General features: G+C 72.3%; 16 protein-coding genes. 4 read left to right on the forward strand and 12 right to left on the reverse strand.

Translation table 11 applies throughout. From position 1 onward, the window contains the following. Nucleotides 1-20 precede the first annotated feature (20 nt). On the forward strand, nt 21-1,427 hold the full coding sequence (locus ACIBCT_RS13450) for a tannase/feruloyl esterase family alpha/beta hydrolase (RefSeq protein ID WP_399188061.1): 1,407 nt from the start codon (nt 21-23) through the stop codon (nt 1,425-1,427). An 84-nt stretch (nt 1,428-1,511) separates the two neighbouring features. Here the strand turns inward: ACIBCT_RS13450 and ACIBCT_RS13455 are convergent, their stop codons facing one another. Together ACIBCT_RS13455 and ACIBCT_RS13460 are read right to left on the reverse strand one after the other, a co-directional pair. After that, nucleotides 1,512-3,488 (reverse strand): glycosyltransferase family 2 protein, encoded by a 1,977-nt coding sequence (locus tag ACIBCT_RS13455; protein ID WP_399188063.1) that lies wholly within the window; start codon nt 3,486-3,488, stop codon nt 1,512-1,514. Between the two features lie 60 nt (nt 3,489-3,548). Continuing rightward, entirely contained in the window at nt 3,549-4,283 is a 735-nt protein-coding gene (locus ACIBCT_RS13460; RefSeq protein WP_399188065.1) for a lytic transglycosylase domain-containing protein, read from the reverse strand. 298 nt (nt 4,284-4,581) lie between these two features. Between ACIBCT_RS13460 and ACIBCT_RS13465 the strand changes: the two genes are divergently transcribed. The 3 genes from ACIBCT_RS13465 to ACIBCT_RS13475 all read left to right on the forward strand — a co-directional run bounded on the left by ACIBCT_RS13465 (nt 4,582) and on the right by ACIBCT_RS13475 (nt 7,354). Next, nucleotides 4,582-5,256, forward strand: a complete 675-nt coding sequence (locus tag ACIBCT_RS13465; RefSeq protein WP_399188067.1) for a response regulator — start codon at nt 4,582-4,584, stop codon at nt 5,254-5,256. Next, nucleotides 5,253-6,659: an ATP-binding protein gene (locus tag ACIBCT_RS13470; protein ID WP_399188068.1), complete on the forward strand. Its 1,407-nt coding sequence runs from the start codon at nt 5,253-5,255 to the stop codon at nt 6,657-6,659. The genes ACIBCT_RS13465 and ACIBCT_RS13470 overlap by 4 nt, the downstream gene beginning before the upstream one ends. A 164-nt stretch (nt 6,660-6,823) precedes the next feature. Then, a complete protein-coding gene (locus tag ACIBCT_RS13475; protein WP_399188070.1) occupies nt 6,824-7,354 on the forward strand; it encodes a hypothetical protein in 531 nt (176 codons plus the stop codon). A gap of 103 nt (nt 7,355-7,457) precedes the next feature. Here ACIBCT_RS13475 and ACIBCT_RS13480 read toward each other — a convergent pair whose 3' ends face one another. From ACIBCT_RS13480 to ACIBCT_RS13525, 10 genes are all read right to left on the reverse strand, one after another. Further along, on the reverse strand, nt 7,458-8,780 hold the full coding sequence (locus ACIBCT_RS13480) for a PhoH family protein (RefSeq protein ID WP_399188072.1): 1,323 nt from the start codon (nt 8,778-8,780) through the stop codon (nt 7,458-7,460). Nucleotides 8,781-9,022: 242 nt separating this feature from the next. Then, nucleotides 9,023-9,790 carry an isoprenyl transferase gene (locus ACIBCT_RS13485; RefSeq protein WP_344902639.1) on the reverse strand — a complete coding sequence of 256 codons (768 nt, stop codon included), beginning with the start codon at nt 9,788-9,790 and terminating at the stop codon, nt 9,023-9,025. A 79-nt stretch (nt 9,791-9,869) separates the two neighbouring features. Next, on the reverse strand, nt 9,870-10,346 hold the full coding sequence (locus ACIBCT_RS13490) for a hypothetical protein (RefSeq protein ID WP_399188074.1): 477 nt from the start codon (nt 10,344-10,346) through the stop codon (nt 9,870-9,872). Nucleotides 10,347-10,434: 88 nt separating this feature from the next. After that, nucleotides 10,435-11,463, reverse strand: a complete 1,029-nt coding sequence (locus ACIBCT_RS13495; RefSeq protein ID WP_399188076.1) for a hypothetical protein — start codon at nt 11,461-11,463, stop codon at nt 10,435-10,437. Nucleotides 11,464-11,605: 142 nt separating this feature from the next. Further along, nucleotides 11,606-12,436, reverse strand: a complete 831-nt coding sequence (locus ACIBCT_RS13500; protein ID WP_399188078.1) for a TIGR04222 domain-containing membrane protein — start codon at nt 12,434-12,436, stop codon at nt 11,606-11,608. A 139-nt stretch (nt 12,437-12,575) separates the two neighbouring features. After that, entirely contained in the window at nt 12,576-13,025 is a 450-nt protein-coding gene (locus ACIBCT_RS13505; protein ID WP_399188080.1) for a hypothetical protein, read from the reverse strand. A 16-nt stretch (nt 13,026-13,041) separates the two neighbouring features. After that, nucleotides 13,042-13,854 (reverse strand): DUF692 family multinuclear iron-containing protein, encoded by an 813-nt coding sequence (locus tag ACIBCT_RS13510; protein ID WP_399188082.1) that lies wholly within the window; start codon nt 13,852-13,854, stop codon nt 13,042-13,044. Then, nucleotides 13,847-14,836 carry a TIGR04222 domain-containing membrane protein gene (locus tag ACIBCT_RS13515; RefSeq protein WP_399188084.1) on the reverse strand — a complete coding sequence of 330 codons (990 nt, stop codon included), beginning with the start codon at nt 14,834-14,836 and terminating at the stop codon, nt 13,847-13,849. The genes ACIBCT_RS13510 and ACIBCT_RS13515 overlap by 8 nt, the downstream gene beginning before the upstream one ends. 307 nt (nt 14,837-15,143) lie before the next feature. Then, entirely contained in the window at nt 15,144-16,940 is a 1,797-nt protein-coding gene (locus tag ACIBCT_RS13520; RefSeq protein ID WP_399188086.1) for a phosphoenolpyruvate carboxykinase (GTP), read from the reverse strand. A 290-nt stretch (nt 16,941-17,230) separates the two neighbouring features. Next, nucleotides 17,231-17,758, reverse strand: a complete 528-nt coding sequence (locus tag ACIBCT_RS13525) for a hypothetical protein (RefSeq protein ID WP_399188087.1) — start codon at nt 17,756-17,758, stop codon at nt 17,231-17,233. Between the last annotated feature and the right edge of the window lie 260 nt (nt 17,759-18,018).

Genomic DNA, 18,018 nt, shown 5'->3' on the forward strand with positions numbered 1-18,018 from the left:
ACCGTACGGAGAGAAATCTGATGCTTGGTATCAATGGCGACGCTCCGCGTCGCGGTTTCCTAGGACCGGTCACCGGTGCGGCCTCACGGGTCAGAGTCGTCGCGGGGTTCGCCGTCGTCGGCCTCACCGCCCTGGTGGCACTGGCCGGAGCGCCTGCGGCGAGTGCCGGGGCCTCACCGGCGCACTGCGCCCGGCTGGACCGGGTGGCGGTGCCGGGTGCCGAGCGCCAGGTGAAGGCATGCCTGGACGACCTCACGACGGCGGGCACGACCGTCTCCGGGCACACCGTCCCGGCCCACTGGGCGGGCCTGCACCCGGCGGGGGCGGTCAACCCGAAGGGCGTGCCCGGCATCCAGGTCGACGGCTACTTCCCCGACACCTCGACCTCCAACACGACGCACGGCTGGAACCACGACTCGCAGTTCGTGCTGCGGCTGCCCGACGACTGGAACGGCGGGCTGGTGGTCACCGGCACCCCGGGCAACCGGGAGCAGTACGCCAACGACTTCACCATCTCCGACTGGGCGCTGGCCAAGGGCTACGCCTACGCGGTGACGGACAAGGGCAACGTCGGCGTCACCTTCCACCGGGACGGCCGCAGGCCCGGTGACGCGATCGCCGAGTGGAACGACCGGGTCACGCAGATCGCGATCGCGGCCAAGGCCGTCGTCGCCCAGCGCTACGGCAGGCTCCCCGCGCGGACCTACGCCGCGGGCATCTCCAACGGCGGATACCTGGTCCGCTGGCAGCTGGAGAACCGGGCCTGGCTCTACGACGGCGGCATCGACTGGGAGGGCACGCTCTGGCGGGTCAAGGGCGACAACCTGATCAACTACCTGCCCCCGGCGCTGCGGGCCTACCCGGCGGGAGACACCCAGGCGATGTACGACGCGGGGTTCGCCCGCGGCTCGGAGTTCCTGTGGCCGTTCCACCACCAGTACTACTGGGACCTGACCCAGCGCCTCTACCGTGAGGAACTCGACCCCTCCTTCGACGGCGACACCGAGGCGGGCACCCCCTTCTGCGCCTCGGGCACCCCGGCCTGCGACACCGACTACGACTACGACGCGCGCAAGCCGTACGCGGCGGTGCGGAAGATCGGGCTCACCGGCCGGATCGGCAAGCCGCTGATCACGATCCACGGCACGCTGGACTCGCTGCTGCCGATCTCCCGCTCCAGCGACGTCTACGCGGACATGGTCGGCGGGCACCGGCCGTTCCGCTACTACCGGATCACCGACGGCACCCACGTGGACAGCCTCTACGCCGCCTACCCCGACCGGCTGCGCCCGTTGCTGCCGTGCTTCCGCAGCGCGTTCGAGACCCTGGAGGGCTGGGTGGAGCGCAGGCAGAGCCCGCCGCCGAGCGCGACCCTGCCGAGGCCCTCGACCGGCGACCTGTCCAACGAGTGCCGGCTGAGCGGGTGACACCACCCCACCACCGCCACACCCCACCGCACCGCCCCCACCGCGCCGCGCCGCACCGCACCGCACCGCACCGCCGGGCGACCCTCAGCCGAGCATGTACCGCCGCTGCGCGGTGCGGGTCGCCCGGACCGCGTTCCTGACCCCCGGCACCCGCAGCGCGAGGCGCCTCAGCAGCGGACGGCGGCGCGGTGGCGGGCCGTCGGGTACGGGCTCGCGGATCTCCACCCGCCCGCCCCGGTTCATGGCCACCGTGAACCGCAGGGGGGTCTCCCTGCCGTCGATCCGCAGGAACGGCGCCCAGCGGCCGGGCGAGAGGAACTCCTCGCGGTAGGTCAGGCGGGTCGGGAACTTGGCGACCAGCCGTCCGGCGAGCTCGCCCGGGACGCCCGGCTCCACCAGGGCGGGCGCGACGATCTCCTGCAGCCGTCCCGTGGTCTGCCGCAGCAGCAGCTCGGCGGGCGGCCCCCCGCTCGGCGGCACGTACGGCACGGGTACCACGACGAAGGCGTGCCCGCGCGGCCCGACGGCCGTGGCGGCCGGTGAGACCAGGGCGATCGACTCGGGGAACGAGCGCGGCTCCACGCACACCCCGAGCTCGCCCCTGGGCGACCACCAGGGGACCACCAGCCGCTCCGAGCGGCCGACGACCGTCCCGGCGCAGCTCAGCGGGGACCCGGTCACCCGGGTACGGGCCTGGCGCGCGGCCCCGTACATGCGCACGTGAAGCTCCCACAGCCCGGCCGGCAGCGGGCCGCCACCGGCGGCCGCCTCCGCGTCCAGCCGGGCCGTGCCGGTGACCTGGAGCCTGACCCCGCCGTCGTGCCGGCAGCGGATCATCGAGCAGTCCACCGGCAGCAGGTGCACGTCACCGGTCTCCTCGTGCCTGGCGTAGACCTCGAACCTGGCCCGTGCCGCGGCCTGGCTGACGTCGGCCAGCTCGGGCGCTAGGCGGAGCCCGTCGAGGCGGACCGGGGGTTCCCAGAGCAGGCCGTCGTCGCCGTAGGGGACGAAGCGCATCGGGGTGCCGTCGGCCTGGGTGATCTCCACGGTGAGCGCCATGACGAGCGCGCCGTCCTCCCAGGCGACCCGCTCCAGGTCGGCCTGCAGGCGGGTGTCGCGCATGGCCCCGGCCAGCGCGACCAGCTCGTCGAGCCTGCCTGCGCGCAGCAGCGCGGCGCGGGCCCGCAGCTGCACCGGCAGCAGGGCGTCCAGGCGCGGGGGGAAGCGCTGCAGGGCCAGCTCGCGCAGGGTGGCGAAGGTGGCGGCCCGGTTCGCCGGGGAGGTGACGAACCTGCCCCCGCCGAGCCGCCGCAGCACCGCGGTGCGGAACCACTGGGCGTACATCCGGTCCCTGCGGCCCCCCTCGGGGACCTCCTCGTCGATGATGTCGAGCAGCCCGCGCAGCTCGGCGGCCCAGACGTAGGGATCCTCGGGCGGGTCGGGCCGTTCGGCGACGTGGCAGCAGACCGGGTCGGCCAGCACGACGACGACCTTGGCCCGCAGGTAGGCGCGGAGCACGAAGGCCTGCTCGGCCAGGCGCCCGCCGGGGTCGGGGAAGGTCAGTCCCTGGGCCATCAGGAAGGTCCTGCGGAAGAGCTTGTGCGGGGTGAGCAGCGTGAGCAGCCGGTCCTTGACCACGTCGGCGCGCTCGCGGTCGGCGTCGAAGACGGCCGAGGGCGGCCTTCGGTCGTCGGTCAGCCGTCCGACGAGGATGTCGGCGTCGGTCTCCAGGGCGCGCCGGTACATCCGCTCCAGGGCGGGGCGCTCCAGCCGGTCGGTCTGGTCGAGCAGGTAGACGTACTCGCCCCTGGCGGCCAGGAGGGCGGCGTTGCGGCCGCGCATCGGCGAGCCGGTCCGCTCCAGGTGCAGCACGCGGACGTTGGGGCGCGCCGCGGCCACCGCGTCGAGGCGCCGGCCGGTGCCGTCCTCGGAGCCGTCGTCGGCGAAGATGACCTCGTACTCCTCGGGGGCCATCGACTGGTCCAGCACCGAGCGGATGCAGGCGTCGGCACCGTCACCGGGGTCGCGTACCGGCACCACCACGCTGACCTTCACGTCCATGCGGCCCAGGGTGCGGGGCGCGGAGGCGCGGGACGGTCAGACTTGCCGACTCCTGGGCTCTCAGTACCAGCCCTTGGCCTGGGAATGGGCCCAGGCTCCACAGGGCGTGCCGTAGCGGCCCTTGATGTAGGTCAGCCCCCACTCGATCTGGGTGGCCGCGTTGGTCTGCCAGTCGCTTCCCGCGCTGGCCATCTTGTGACCGGGCAGGGACTGGGGAATGCCGTACGCGCCGCTGGAGGTGTTCATGGCGCGCTCGTTCCAGCCGCTCTCCTTCATCCAGAGCTTCTCCAGGCAACCCCACTGGTCGCCCCAGCCGCGGGACTCCAGCATCTGCTTGCCCAGTGCCCGGTTCCCGGTGGGGTTGGAGGTCCCCGGGGGGAGCGCCTGGGGGTTGAAGCCTCCGCCGCCCGGCGCCTTGTCGACGATCTTGACCTGGCTGAGCGGCTCGCGGTTCTCCCGGCGGGCGGCCAGCCGGTCGGCCTTGAGGGCCTGGGCGGCCTGGGCCTTGAGCGCGTCGGACTTCATGTCGGAGCCGAACGGGTCGGGGCCCAGCACCTGCGCCATCTCGTCCAGGGTGAGCGGCTTGCCGGGCGGCGCCGAGGCGTTCTGCACGGCGGTGTAGGCGGTGAACGCGCCGCCCCCGACCAGGAGCAGGAGCACGCCGCCCCAGATCAGCACCGGCTTGGAGGGACGTCCCCTGAGCGCCTTCGTCCCGGGGCTCGCGGCGTTCCTGCGGGACGAACGGCGGGCGCGGGACGCCGAGCGTTCCTTCAGTTGCTGTGATCCTGGACTCACGACCTATGAGCTTGCCGTGCCAGGGGGGGTGGTCCGCAACCGGAACGCGAGAGTTGGTCGGCATCCCGTCCCCGCCGCCGCGGACGCGTTCGAACTAAGGCCAGGCCACGGCCGCTTTACGACCGGCGAAAAAGAAGACGTGATTTTGCTCACACTTTACTCTAGGGTCCTCGTGGCGGGCCAGGCGATCTACGAACGCTCGATTCACGGTCTGACCACCTCATTCAGGTACTGTTTGCGCTATGTCAGGGTTTTGTGACCCTGCAGTTCCATCAAGCCTTGGGAGAAGGTCCACCCGGTGGCAGGCATCCTCCTCGTCGAAGACGACCCCGCGGTCCGGATCGGGCTGGAGCTCGCGCTCACCCGTCAGGGTCACACCGTCACCTCCTACGCCAGCGGCGAGGAGGCACTGGAGCATGTCAAGGTCCGCCGGCCCGAGATCGCCATCCTGGACGTCATGCTGCCCGGCATCGACGGCGTCGAGGTGTGCCGCCGCATCCGCAGGCTCGACCAGCTGCCGGTGATCCTCCTCACCGCCAGGGGCGACGACCTCGACGTGGTCGTGGGCCTGGAGGCGGGCGCCGACGACTACGTGGTCAAGCCGGTCGAGCCCCGCGTGCTGGACGCCCGCATCCGCGCCGTCCTGCGCCGGATGGAGTCGGTGGCCTCCGACCGCATCACCTTCGGCGACCTGGTCATCGACCGGGGCGCGCTCAAGGTCGTGCTGGGCGGCAGGGAGGTCCACCTCACCCCGACCGAGCTGCGGCTCCTGCTCGAACTGGTCCGCCATCCCGGCCAGGTGCTCAACCGCAGGTACCTGCTGCGCGCCGTCTGGGACCACACCCACGTCGCCGACTCGCGGCTGGTCGACGCCTGTGTCCAGCGGGTCCGCGCCAAGATCGAGGCGGTCCCCGCCGAGCCCGAGTTCATCCACACGGTACGGGGATTCGGCTACCGGTTCAGCCCGCCGTGAGACGCACGCACACCGGCCTGCGCGTCCGCCTGGTCTTCACCTTCACCGTCATCGCCGTCGCGGCCTCCGCGCTGGTCGCGGGGATCGGCTACGAGTTCGTCAAGAGCCGCATGATCGACCGTGCCGAGCAGGTGGCCGTGAGCGACGTACGCGACACCCTGGAGGGGATCAGGGTGCCGATCGGCGCGCTCTGGCCCGGGGACAGCCCGCCCACCGACGACGAGATCAGCGCCCTGCAGAAAAGCCTGCGACCGCAGGGCGGCCGGGTGGTGGTCCGCTACGAGGACTACCTCTACCCCGACGGCGACTTCGGGATCAGCGACGTCCCCGCCGATCTGGGGGTGCGGGCCACCCAGCGGCTGGTCGCCAAGCGGCAGCTCATCGACGGCGACATGTGGCTGCTCATCGGCACGCCGGTCTGGCGGATCGAGCCCATCCACACCGCCCAGCCCACCGGGATGACCGTCTTCGTGTTCGCCCCCCTCATCGAGGAGCAGCGGCTCCTGAGCGACCTGCGCCAGCCGCTGGCCCTCGCCGGGGGCGCCATGCTGATCATCGCGCTGGCCCTGGGACTGGCCTCGGCCCGGCGGGTCCTGCTGCCGGTCAGGCGGCTGGGCTCGGCGGCGCGCGCGCTCGGCGCAGGCCATCTCGACACCCGCCTGCCGGTGCACGGCCAGGACGAGCTCGCCGAGCTCACCGCCACGTTCAACGACACCGCCGCCGCCCTGGAGCGCAGCGTGCTCGAACTGCGCTCGCTGGAGGCGATGTCCCGCCGTTTCGTCGCCGACGTCTCCCACGAGCTGAGGACCCCGCTGACCGCGATGACCGCGGTCACCGACATGCTCTCGGAGGAGGCCGAGCGGCTGCCGCGCGAGCCCGCCGCGGCGGTCCGGCTGGTGCTGCAGGAGATCGCCCGGCTGCGGACCCTGGTGGAACAGCTCATCGAGGCCAGCCGGTTCGACTCGGGCACGGCGACGCTGAACGTCGACACCGTGAACATCGTCGACGCGGTCTGCGACTGCCTGGCCATGCGGGGCTGGACGGACCAGGTGCGGGTGAACGTGCCGCAGGGGCTGTCGTTCCCCCTCGACCCCCGGCGCTTCGACGTCATCATGGCCAACCTGGTCGGCAACGCGCTGCGCCACGGGGAGCCCCCCGTGCTGGTGACCGCCCGCAGCACCCCGAACGGCCTGGAGGTGAAGGTGCGCGACCACGGCAAGGGCATTCCGGCGAAGGACCTGCCGTTCGTGTTCAACCGTTTCTACAAGGCGGGGGCCCGCGGGGACGGCAGCGGCCTGGGACTCTCCATCGCCCGCGCCAACGCCCAGCTGCACGGCGGCACGATCTCGGTACGCGCCCAGCACCCCGGAACGCTCTTCACGGTCTGGCTGCCCCCCGCATGAGCGCCGTCCCCTCGCGATCCGTTCCCGCCTCCGCCGCAGTCCCCGGTACCGCAGCCCCCCGTACGGCAGCCTCTCGCACCGGAGCCTCCCGCACCGGGACCTCCCGTACCGGAGGCCCCCGTCCGCGTCGTTCCCCGGCCGCGGGCCTGGCCCGCCTGCTCGTCGTGCTGCTGGTGGCCGCCGGGTGCGGCATCTCCCCCACCGACGTCCAGGACCACGGCCGCCCGCCGGTGATCAGCTACAGCCCCACCTGGGTGACCGTCTACCTGCTCAAGGGCGGCAGGCTGGTGCCCTCCAAGATCCCGGTGGTCTCCGACTCGGCCAAGAACATCGTCGACACCCTGTTCCGGGCCGGCAGGCAGCCCCCGGAGACCGGACTGACCAGCGCGCTCAACGACTTCAGCCACTACGACACCAAGACGACCCGCTACGGCGACAACGTCGGCACCGGGGACAAGCGCAACGAGCCGGACGACAACCGGGGCTACCGGCTGAACGTGATCATCACCGGTGAGGGGGAGATCTCCGAGGCGGGTCTCGCCCAGATCACCTGCACCATCCGGCAGAACAAGCAGGAGAGCATCTGGAGCGTCGAGGTCACCCGGCTCTTCCCGGGGACCCCGAAGTCGATGGGCGACCGCACCTGCTTCGAGTACCGGGGACTGGCCGCCCCGGGCGTCCGGCTGCCGCCCTGACGGTCCCGTACGGTCGCGCGCGACCCACGGCGAAGCGGCGAAGCCGGTGTGAGGAGATGGACGTCTCCCGGCGCCAGGGCGGGCCCCGGCGCCGGGAGGGGCGTCACATCGTGATGTCCTCCAGCATCTCGGTCACCAGCGCCGCGATCGGCGAGCGCTCCGAGCGGGTCAGCGTGACGTGCGCGAACAACGGGTGGCCCTTGAGCTTCTCCACCACCGCGACCACGCCGTCGTGCCGGCCCACCCGCAGGTTGTCGCGCTGGGCGATGTCGTGGGTGAGCACGACCCGGGAGTTGGCGCCGATCCGGCTCAGCACGGTGAGCAGCACCCCGCGCTCCAGCGACTGCGCCTCGTCCACGATGACGAAGGCGTCGTGCAGGGAGCGCCCGCGGATGTGGGTGAGCGGGAGCACCTCCAGCATGCCCCGGTCCATGACCTCCTCGATCACCTCGGGCGTGGTGACCGCGCCCAGGGTGTCGTAGACGGCCTGCGCCCACGGCCCCATCTTCTCGTTCTCCGAACCGGGCAGGTAGCCCAGCTCCTGGCCGCCCACGGCGTACAGGGGACGGAAGACGATGACCTTGCGGTGCTGGCGGCGCTCCAGGACCGCCTCCAGGCCGGCGCACAGCGCCAGCGCGGACTTGCCGGTGCCCGCCCGGCCGCCCAGGGAGACGATGCCGACCTCGGGGTCCATCAGCAGGTCCAGGGCGATCCGCTGCTCGGCGGAACGGCCGTGCAGGCCGAAGATCTCGCGGTCGCCGCGCACCAGCCGCACCGACTTGTCGGGCAGCACCCGGCCCAGCGCCGACCCCTTGCTGGACAGCAGCCGCAGACCCGTGTGCGTCGGCAGGTCGCGGGCCTCGTCCAGGTCGGCGGTGCCGTGCTCGAACAGGGTCTCCACGTCCTCCGTGGTCACCTGGAGCTCCGCCATGCCGGTCCAGCCGGACTCGACCACCAGCTCGGCGCGGTACTCCTCGGCGGACAGGCCGATCGAGGCGGCCTTGATCCGCATCGGCAGGTCCTTGGAGACCAGCACCACGTCCTTGCCCTCGGCGGCGAGGGTCCTCGCCACGGTCAGGATGCGGGTGTCGTTGTCGCCGAGCCGGAAACCGACCGGCAGGATCGACGGGTCACTGTGGTTGAGCTCGACCCGGATGGTGCCCTCGCCGATCGGCATGGGCTCGTCCAGACGTCCGTAGGTCACCCGAAGGTCGTCGAGGTACCTCAGCGCCTTGCGCGCGAAGTATCCGAGCTCTGGATGGTGGCGTTTGCCCTCCAACTCGGTGATGACGATGATCGGGAGGACGACCTCATGCTCGGCGAAACGGCTCATCGCCGTTGGATCCGCCAGGAGCACCGAGGTGTCCAGGACGTACGTGCGCCGCTTGACTGCCGGCGACGTGGGTGAGGACGAAGGGTTTGCCACGCGTTCTCCCCCGGGCACCAATGACGGCGCCCTGCCATGAGCTGGGATGCGGACCGGCCCTGGACCCGCCCACGAGAACACCGAGCGGGGACCGTCGGCCGGCCCTCCTCAGCGATTCGTGACGCAAAGGCGGGCCCTCTCCGGCGTAGGCGAGCTGTGCTCTCCTACTTCTTACGGTACGTCCTGATTGACCGATTTCCAACTGGTTTAGACCAGCCGAAAGCGGCCGTTCATGCGGTGTTTCAGGAACCGTACCTGCGGTGCCGCGCGGCGTAGGAGCGGAGGGCCCGGAGGAAGTCCACCCTGCGGAAGTCGGGCCAGTAGGCCTCGCAGAAGTAGAACTCGGAGTGGGCGCTCTGCCAGAGCAGGAAGCCGGAGAGCCGCTGCTCCCCCGAGGTCCGGATGACGAGATCCGGGTCGGGCTGGCCGCGCGTGTAGAGATGCTCCGCGATGTGCTCGACGTCGAGGACCTCCACGAGTTCCTCGATGCTCGCGCCCTTGCTGGCGTGCTCCTGGAGAAGGGAGCGCACCGCATCAGCGATCTCACGCCTTCCTCCATACCCAACGGCAACGTTCACAATCAAACCGGGACGATGTGATGTCGCCTCTTTTGCGTCCTTCAGGACACGGGCCGTGCGATCGGGAAGAAGATCGAGCGCTCCCATGGGCTTGATGTGCCATCCGTCGGCCACCAGCTCCTGGACCACGTCCTCGATGATCTTCATCAGGAGGTCCAGCTCGTCCTTGGAGCGGTTGATGTTGTCGCTCGACAGCAGCCAGACGGTGACGACCTCGACCCCGGCCTCGCGGCACCAGCCGAGCAGCTCCGAGATCTTGTCCGCGCCCTTGCGGTGCCCGCGGCTCACGTCGTCGATGCCCATCGAGCGAGCCCAGCGCCGGTTGCCGTCGACGATCACGCCCACGTGCCGGGGAGCCATCTCCCTCTGGCGGGACAGCTTCGCCTCAAGCCGGCGCTCGTACAACCGATAGACGAGATCGCGCACTCCCATTGGAGCCCCTCCCTCAGCACCCGCCATGAATGAGCGCTGACAGGCAATTATCGCCGTCCCGCGGACCCCTCCGCCCCCTCTACAGGGTTCTGGCGGGCTTGCCCGGTCTGTACGGCCCCAGGCCGTCCTCCGCCTCGGCGACGATCCCCTCGACGAACGCCCCCAGCTCGGCCGAGGTCAGCACGGCGCGCAGGCCCGTCCCGCCGTCGCCCCCGGCCTCCACGACCGCCCGCCTGGTGAGCCGCCACTCCCCGGCCGGCCCGCGCCGTCCGGGCACCCACAGCGGGACGGTACGCAGCCGGCAGCGCAGTTCACCCCCGCCGACGACACCGTTCCTGGCCCGGTAGCGGAGGGCGAACAGCTCCGCCTCGCCGGGAAAGCGGTCGTCGGGGTCGGGCCACCACGCCTGGTGGCCGGCGCGCGCCTCGGCGACCCCGCGGGCCAGGCCCGCGAGAAGACCGCCGCACCGCTCGCCCACCGTCCCGTAGAGCGCGCCGTCCCGGTGAAGCTCCAGCGTGATCTCGTACGGCGTGCCGAGACCGTCCCGGCACGCCACCGGCGTAACGGTCAGATAAGAACCATCAAGACAACGCAGTCCCCCCACCTCAGAGAGGGTATCCCCGGCTCAGACTCTCAAAACGTGATCAACGCCATCCATGTCCCCGCCAGCCGGGCGGCTGGTGCCACTCGGTCCAGCCGTACCCCACGCGCCCGTCCTCGGCCTCGAACCGGCACAGGGCACGCGGGAAGCGGGCGACCTCCCCGTCCGGCGACGTCATGGCGACCGGGGCGAAGGCGAGCGGCACCGCCGTCATCGGCATCCCGGGCACCTCCAGCCGCGCCAGGGACGGGAGGTCGTCCGGGCCGAACTCGCTCGCCGCGGTGAACCCCTCGCGGTGCTCGATCTCCCCGCCCGGAGGGACCGTGAAGCACGGCCAGGGCATCTCGAAGCCGACGTTGGCCCGCATGCCGTGGAAGAACGTCCCGTCGTCCATCCGCCCGGAGCTCCACAGCCACGACGTCCGCCACCAGTCGCGCTTCCCCCAGCTGTGGTCGCGCTCGCCGTACCCGGAGAAGGCGATCTCCTCGCCACCGGCCCGGACCGTCCCCGCGACCTCACAGGGGATCTCGTAGCGCGGGAGGAACCCGTAGGGATAGACCCCGCCGACGGTCGTCCACTCCAGGTCGAAGGCGAGCGAGGTCGTGACGGCGTCGTCGCGGGCGGTGTCCTCCGCAACGCTCCCGTGCCGGACGGCGCTCCCGGGAACACCGTCCGGAGCGGTGCTGTCCGGATGGGCGTACGCCGCGGCGGGGTCGTCCGGCACGAGCGCCGCGCCGGCGTCCAGGGTGAGCCGGAAGGAGCGCATGGGGAGCGTCACGTCGTGGGTGGCGGAGAACCCCGCGCCCCGCACCGCCAGATCCGGGCCGGGAAGCGGGACGTGGTGGTCGGCCAGCAGCACCGTGGGCCGTCCGGGGCCGACCAGGCACGCCCAGTACCAGGCGCGGTTCCAGTTGGGGTACAGGCCCAGCCGGACGTAACCGGCGAGCGAGCCGTCGGCGGCCGCGAAGTCGAGGTAGAGCGACTCGCTCCACAGCGGTTCGACACCGGCCGGGTGCGGGTCCTCGTCCTTGGGCCGCAGCGGCCACGTCCCATGGTCGACGATCTTCACCACGGCCACTCCGATGCAGGCGCCCGATCAGGTACCGGCCCAACCTAACCGACCGCGCCCCCGCCGGGCAGGGCAGGGCCGAACCGGGCAGGACCTGGCCGAGCCGGGCGGGGCCGGCCGATCGGGCACCGGCCGGACGGTCCCCTCAGGGGCCTCCGCAGCCCCCGCCGCCCCCGCCTCCGCCACCACCGCCGTCTCCGCCGCCCCCGCCGCCTCCGTCACCGCCGGACGGGCCCCAGCCGCCGTCCCCCGTGCCGTGGGTCCCCGCGGCCGTCCCGCCGTACACCCCCGCGTCGCCCCCGCCGTGACCCCCGCGGCGGCTGTGGCGGGAGCGGGGCGCGGGCCGGGGCGCGGGGCGGGGGTCGTCCAGGGACAGGGTCTCCGACAGCCTTCCGTCCCTCACCCGGCTCAGGCCGTACAGGGCGACGTCGACGACCTCCGGCCGGTCCCGGACGGCCCGCTCGCCGGGCCGGGGCGGCAGCGTCCTGTTCTCGCGGTACCGCAGGCGGTGATGGGCCAGCGCGGCCTGGCCCGCGCGGTTGGGGTGGGTGGGGTCGGCCCGGCCCGAGCCCGGGGGGTCGATCAGCCCCAGCTCGCGCAGCCGCGCGACCTGCGCCTCGACGGCCGGTCCCGAGATCACCCTCCCCCTGATCGTCCAGACCGGCAGGCCGTCGGCCTCCCGGTCGACCATCGCGAGGATCTCGGCCTCCACCGGGTGGTCCACCCGCTCCGCCCGGCCGGACACCCGGGACAGCCGCCCGTCGCGCCGCGCCCGGACACTCCCCGCGGTGGTGAGCGAGACCAGCGCGGTGTCGGCCAGCCGCGCGGGCCCGCCCGCCAGCAGCGCCAGGTCGTACGGGGTCAGCTCAGGGCCCTCGTAGACGCGGGAGGAGTGCGCGGCCAGGCGCATCGCGATCAGCCCGGCCACCGCCAGCAGCGAGACGCCCACGACGAGGGTGATCTGAAGAGCGGACATGACGACCTCCGGGACGGTGCCGCTGCGTGAGGTTCTCCGTACCCATCACGACGAACGGCGAAGAGGTGGAGTTTCACGGTTCCGGTTCCGGTTCCGGCGGTCCTGGGAACCGGCGGGCCGGAACCCGCGAGCCCGAACGTCAGCCCCCGGTCCGGCGGCGGGTGAAGATCGACCGCAGCCGGGACGCGGTCACGGACCTCCGGAGGCCGGACTCCCGTGCGGCCGGTTCCCGGACGCCCGGCTCCCGGTCGTCGGGGTCGGGCAGCCGTCCCGCGGCCCGCAGGTGGCCGGCGAAGTCGTGGGCGTCGGCGTGCGAGCCGCCCGGCGGCTTGGGACGGCCCCGCGCGTAGGCGCGGAACTCCGCGGCGAAGTCGTCGCCGAGCGAGGCGACCAGGTCGGGACGGAGCCTGGCCACCGTCCTGCGCCGCTTGGCGATCAGGCTGGTCTCCTGGACGCGCAGCCGATCCCGGTCGAACCCCGCGGGCGCCTCCCGGCCGGCCACCAGCGCCGCCACCAGGGCCGCCTGCGCCCCGGCCAGCGCCTCCCGGGCGTCGCTCCCGGAGCCGGACCCGTCCTTCCGTGCGGACACGGGTGCGGGCGCGTCCTCAGGCACGGGTCATCGCGGCGCGGATCCGGGCCATCTCCTCCTCCAGCGCGCCGTCACTGGGGTAGTCGTCGTCCCATTCGAGCAGCACACCGGGCGGATCGACCCGCGCGCACAGCTCGGAGAGGATCTCCAGCACGTCGTCGGGGACGTGAGCGGTGTGGGTGTCGTGCCAGAGCCCGTCGCGGGAATGCCCCCCGGCGACGTGCACGTAGGCCAGTTCGGCGAGCGGCAGGCCGTCCAGCGCCGCGGTGGCCGACAGGCCGAGGTTGACCTGGTTGGTGTAGAGGTTCGCCACGTCGACCAGGAGCCCGACCCCGGTCATCTCCACCAGCTCGCCGAGGAAGGCGGCCTCGGTCATCTCGTCCTCGGGCCAGCCGAACAGCGCCGCGACGTTCTCCAGGGCCAGCGGGACCGGAAGGGCCTCCTGCGCCCGCCGGACGTTCTCGGCGATGACCGACAGCGCCTGCCGGGTGCGCGGGACCGGGAGCAGGTGCCCGGCCTCCATGCCGCCCGCCCGGACGAAGGCCAGGTGCTCGCTGACCAGCGGCGCCTCCAGGGCTCGCGCGCAGTCCGCCAGGTGGGCCAACCGGCGCGGGTCGGGGGGTTCGGCGCCGCCGATGCCCAGGCCGACGCCGTGCGGGATCACCGGCACCCCGCGGGCCCGCAGCACCCGCAGCGACTCCGGGAGCCGGCCCGGGTGGACGTTCTCGGCGATCACCTCGACGAAGTCGATCCCCGGCAGGCGCTCCACGGTCAGGTCGATCTCGGGCCGCCACCCGATGCCCACCCCCAGCGTCGCGTGCTCAGCCACCACCGCACCCGCCGCCACCGCCGCAGCCGCCTCCTCCACCGCAGCTGGAGCCGCCGGACGAGCCTCCCGAGTCACCGGACGAGCCGCCGGAGTCGCCCCAGCCACCGGAGCCGATGTCGCCGCTCCCGCCGCCGTAGGTGACGTCCCCCGAGCCGGAGGAACCGCCGCCGCAGGCGCCCGAGGCGCAACCGCCCGACGAGCCGCCCGGGTCCTGGCGCTGGAGCTCGTCCTGCAGGCCCGGCTCGTTCAGCTCGCTCAACCCGTACAGGGCCACCGGGAAACCGACGGCGAAGGCCAGGTCGGGCGTGGCGGACCGGACGCCCCGCACGTGCGTCCTGCGGGCCGCCGCCAGCACGTCGTGGCCGCTGCGGCTCAGCGCGTCGCGCAGGGCCCGCTTCTGCCGCGAGTAGGTGGACAGGCCGACCACGGTCGACAGGACGCCGACCAGCAGCACGAGGACGCCGACCCCGCGGGGCCCGGCGAGCAGGCAGCCCGCGGTGAAGACGGCCGCGGCGACGGTGGCGATCAGGAGCCGGTTCAGCAGGCTCCGCGCGTGGTCGAGCGCGCTCTCCGGTACGAGCAGGCCCAGGCCGAGCAGCCGGTAGCGCAGGCCCTCCAGCGCCTTCCCGTCGGAGACCGCGCGGCGCAGGTCGCTCAGCGGAACGGAGCCGCCGCGCTGGTGGAGCGCCTCCATGAGGGCGTACTCGACGGGGTCCGGGGAGGGCGGGGCGCCGGCGACCAGGCTCACCAGGCCGCCGCGCGAGACCCGGATCACCCCGGCCTTGGCCAGCAGGCCGATCGCGGTGTTGATCACGCGTCGCGGTCCGCCGGAGAGGTAGGCGAGTTCGTAGGGGGTGGGCGGTCCGGCGCCGTGACCCGCCATGACCGAGCGGACCCGCCGCTGCTCACGGCTGAGTGCCGAGGCCGTCAGGACGACGACCAGGCCGATGGCGACGGCGACGACGAACAACAGGGACCACATGTCCGCCTCCTCGGGGGAAGGTGGGGCGTTGGGGTGACGTCCCGGTACACAGGTAGACGCGCACAGCCTGGCAGAAGTTTCGTCGCCGCTCGACGGCGGCCCGGTGAGACGTCGCTCACCGGAAGGCGAGCGACATCCGGCCGCCCCGCCCACCCGTTCCCACCTGCGCGTTCTCGCCCGGCCCGCCCGTCGGGCGCCGGTACGTCACGCGCCCGCGCCCGGCTCGCGGAGGACGCGGGCCGGACGCGGGCGCGGGTGTCCTCCCGGCAGGGGCGGGGAGGCGGGGGACGCGGGAAGCGGGGGCGGGTCAGCCCAGGCGGGCGACCAGGGCCTCGTACTCCTCCCAGAGTTCCTTGGGCATGCGGTCCCCGAAGGTCTCGAAGAAGGCGGGGATGAGCGACGCCTCCTGCCTCCAGACCTCCTCGTCGACGCTGAGCAGCATCCGCATGTCCTCGGCGGAGACGTCCAGGCCCTCGGTGTCGAGCTCGGCGGGGAGCAGCCCGATGGGGGTGCTCACCGCCTCCGCCCGGCCGTTGAGGCGGTCGACGATCCACTTGAGCACGCGGGTGTTCTCGCCGAAGCCGGGCCAGACGAACCTGCCCCGCTCGTCCTTGCGGAACCAGTTCACGTAGTAGACGCGCGGCAGCTCGGCGCCCTCGCGGCGGCCCATCCTGAGCCAGTGCGCGAAGTAGTCGCCCATGTTGTAGCCGCAGAAGGGCAGCATCGCGAACGGGTCGCGGCGCAGCTCGCCCACCTTCCCCTCGGCGGCGGCGGTCTTCTCCGAGGCGATCCCGGCGCCGATGAAGACGCCGTGCTGCCAGCTCAGCGCCTCCGTCACCAGCGGGACCGCGCTGGCCCGGCGCCCGCCGAACAGGATCGCGGAGATCGGCACGCCCGCCGGGTCCTGCCACTCGGGCGCGATCGTCGGGCACTGCGCCGCCGGGACCGTGAAGCGGGCGTTGGGGTGCGCGGCGGGCTCGTCGGAGTCCGGCGTCCAGTCGCGGCCCCGCCAGTCGGTCAGGTGCGCCGGGGGCTCGTCGGTGAGGCCCTCCCACCACACGTCGCCGTCGTCGGTGAGGGCGACGTTGGTGAAGATGCTGTTGCCCCAGAGCGTCCTGACCGCGTTGGCGTTGGTGGACTCGCCGGTGCCGGGGGCGACGCCGAAGAAACCCGCCTCGGGGTTGATGGCGCGCAGCCGTCCCTCGGCGTCGAAGCGCATCCAGGCGATGTCGTCGCCGATGGTCTCGACCTTCCACCCCGGCAGGGTGGGCTGGAGCATGGCCAGGTTGGTCTTGCCGCAGGCGCTGGGGAACGCGGCGGCGATGTAGCGCGTCTCCCCCGACGGCGGGGTGAGCTTGAGGATGAGCATGTGCTCGGCCAGCCAGCCCTCGTCACGGGCCATGGTGCTGGCGATCCGCAGCGCGTAGCACTTCTTGCCGAGCAGGGCGTTGCCCCCGTAGCCCGAGCCGTAGGACCAGATCTCCCGGGTCTCGGGGAAGTGGCTGATGTACTTGGTGGTGTTGCACGGCCAGGGCACGTCCGGCTGCCCGGGCTCCAGCGGGGCGCCGACCGAGTGGACGGCCTTGACGTAGGAGCCGCGCTCCTCGATCAGGCGCAGCGCGTCCTCGCCCATCCGGGTCATCACCCGCATCGAGACGACGACGTACGGCGAGTCGGTGATCTCCACACCGAGCTGGGAGATCTCCCCGCCCAGGGGGCCCATGCAGAACGGCACCACGTACATGGTCCGGCCGCGCATGCTGCCCTTGAAGATCTCTCCGAAGGTACGGCGCATCTCGGCCGGGGCGATCCAGTTGTTGGTCGGCCCGGCGTCCTCCTCGCGCTCGGAGCAGATGTAGGTGCGGTCCTCGACCCGGGCGACGTCGCCGGGGTCGGAGGCGGCGTAGAAACTGTTCTGCCGCTTGACCAGGCGTTTGAAGGTGCCCTGCTCCACGAGCAGGTTGGTCAGGCGGGTCCATTCGGCCTCGGAGCCGTCGCACCATTCGATCCGGTCCGGCTGTGTCAGTTCGGCGATCTCCCTGACCCACTCGGCCAGCTCGGCATGGCCGGTCGGGGCGGCGGTCACATCTACGGTAACGGACACTACGTGGGCTCCTTTGCACTTCTCGCGGCCAAATCATCATTGACGACACGACCGCTTCCGATCCAATTGGCATAGACCATTGAATTCAGCGGTAAGACGTCCCGGCGTCCCTTCCCGATCATCACCGACAGCGCGTGACCTGGAAGGAGTCGCGTGGTTTCGAAGGCCCTACCCAGAAGAAGTGCGACTAAAAAAAGCCCTCCCGGCAGTGGTATAGGCCAATGAGAAAGGTCTAAACCAATGGGCCGGAAGGTTCAGACCAATTTCTCGGCCATTTCCGCTGACCAGGATCAGGAATTCACGCCGGGCCCGGCCGCCCGGACGCGGTCGACGTGCTGGAGGGCGTCCCTCAGATCGGCCAGCCAGGTGTCGGTGTGGTCGCCCACCAGACGCACGCACCAGGCGAGCGCGTCGCTGCGGCTGCGGGCCACCCCGGCCGCGACGAGAGTGTCGAGGACCCGGCGCTCGGACTGCCGCAGGCGGGTCATGACGGGCACGGAGAGTGTGGTGAACATCACTGTCTCCTCGCCCGCGACCACCCCCCAGGAGACCTTCCTGCGGAAGCGGCGCTCGGCCTCCACCGCGATCTCCATCCGCCGCTCCCTGGTCTCCTCGCGGAAACGCAGGACGCCGCCCTCCAACGCGGCGGCGCGCTCGACCTCGGAGACGTCGTCGCCGAGCGCGGGAGGCCGGAGCCGGCCGATCACCGTGATCTCCTCGCGGTCCAGGACGATCTGCACCTCGCCGTCGAACCAGTCGGCGGGCAGTCTTCCCGAGAACCAGCCGCGCAGCTGCTCGACCGCTTTACTGTTTTCCATGTAATGGAGATTACAACGCTACGTCCGACGAGACCAGCCTCGCGCCGCGCACGACGGGGAGCGCGACACGCTCGGATCCGGGGACGGGCCCGGACGGGGGGGACGCCGCGTACGGGCGCACCGGCGGACGCCGGGAACAGACCGGTGCCGTCGGGCAGGCGTCGCCGGGCTCACGCCGTCGGGGCGGCACCGCCGGGTCGGTGCCGTCGGATCGGTGCCGTCGGATCGGTGCTGTCGAGCCGGCGTCGCGGGACCGGTGT

The organism is Streptosporangium sp. NPDC050855 (genome assembly GCF_044456585.1).
In the GTDB taxonomy this organism is placed as follows: domain Bacteria; phylum Actinomycetota; class Actinomycetes; order Streptosporangiales; family Streptosporangiaceae; genus Streptosporangium; species Streptosporangium longisporum.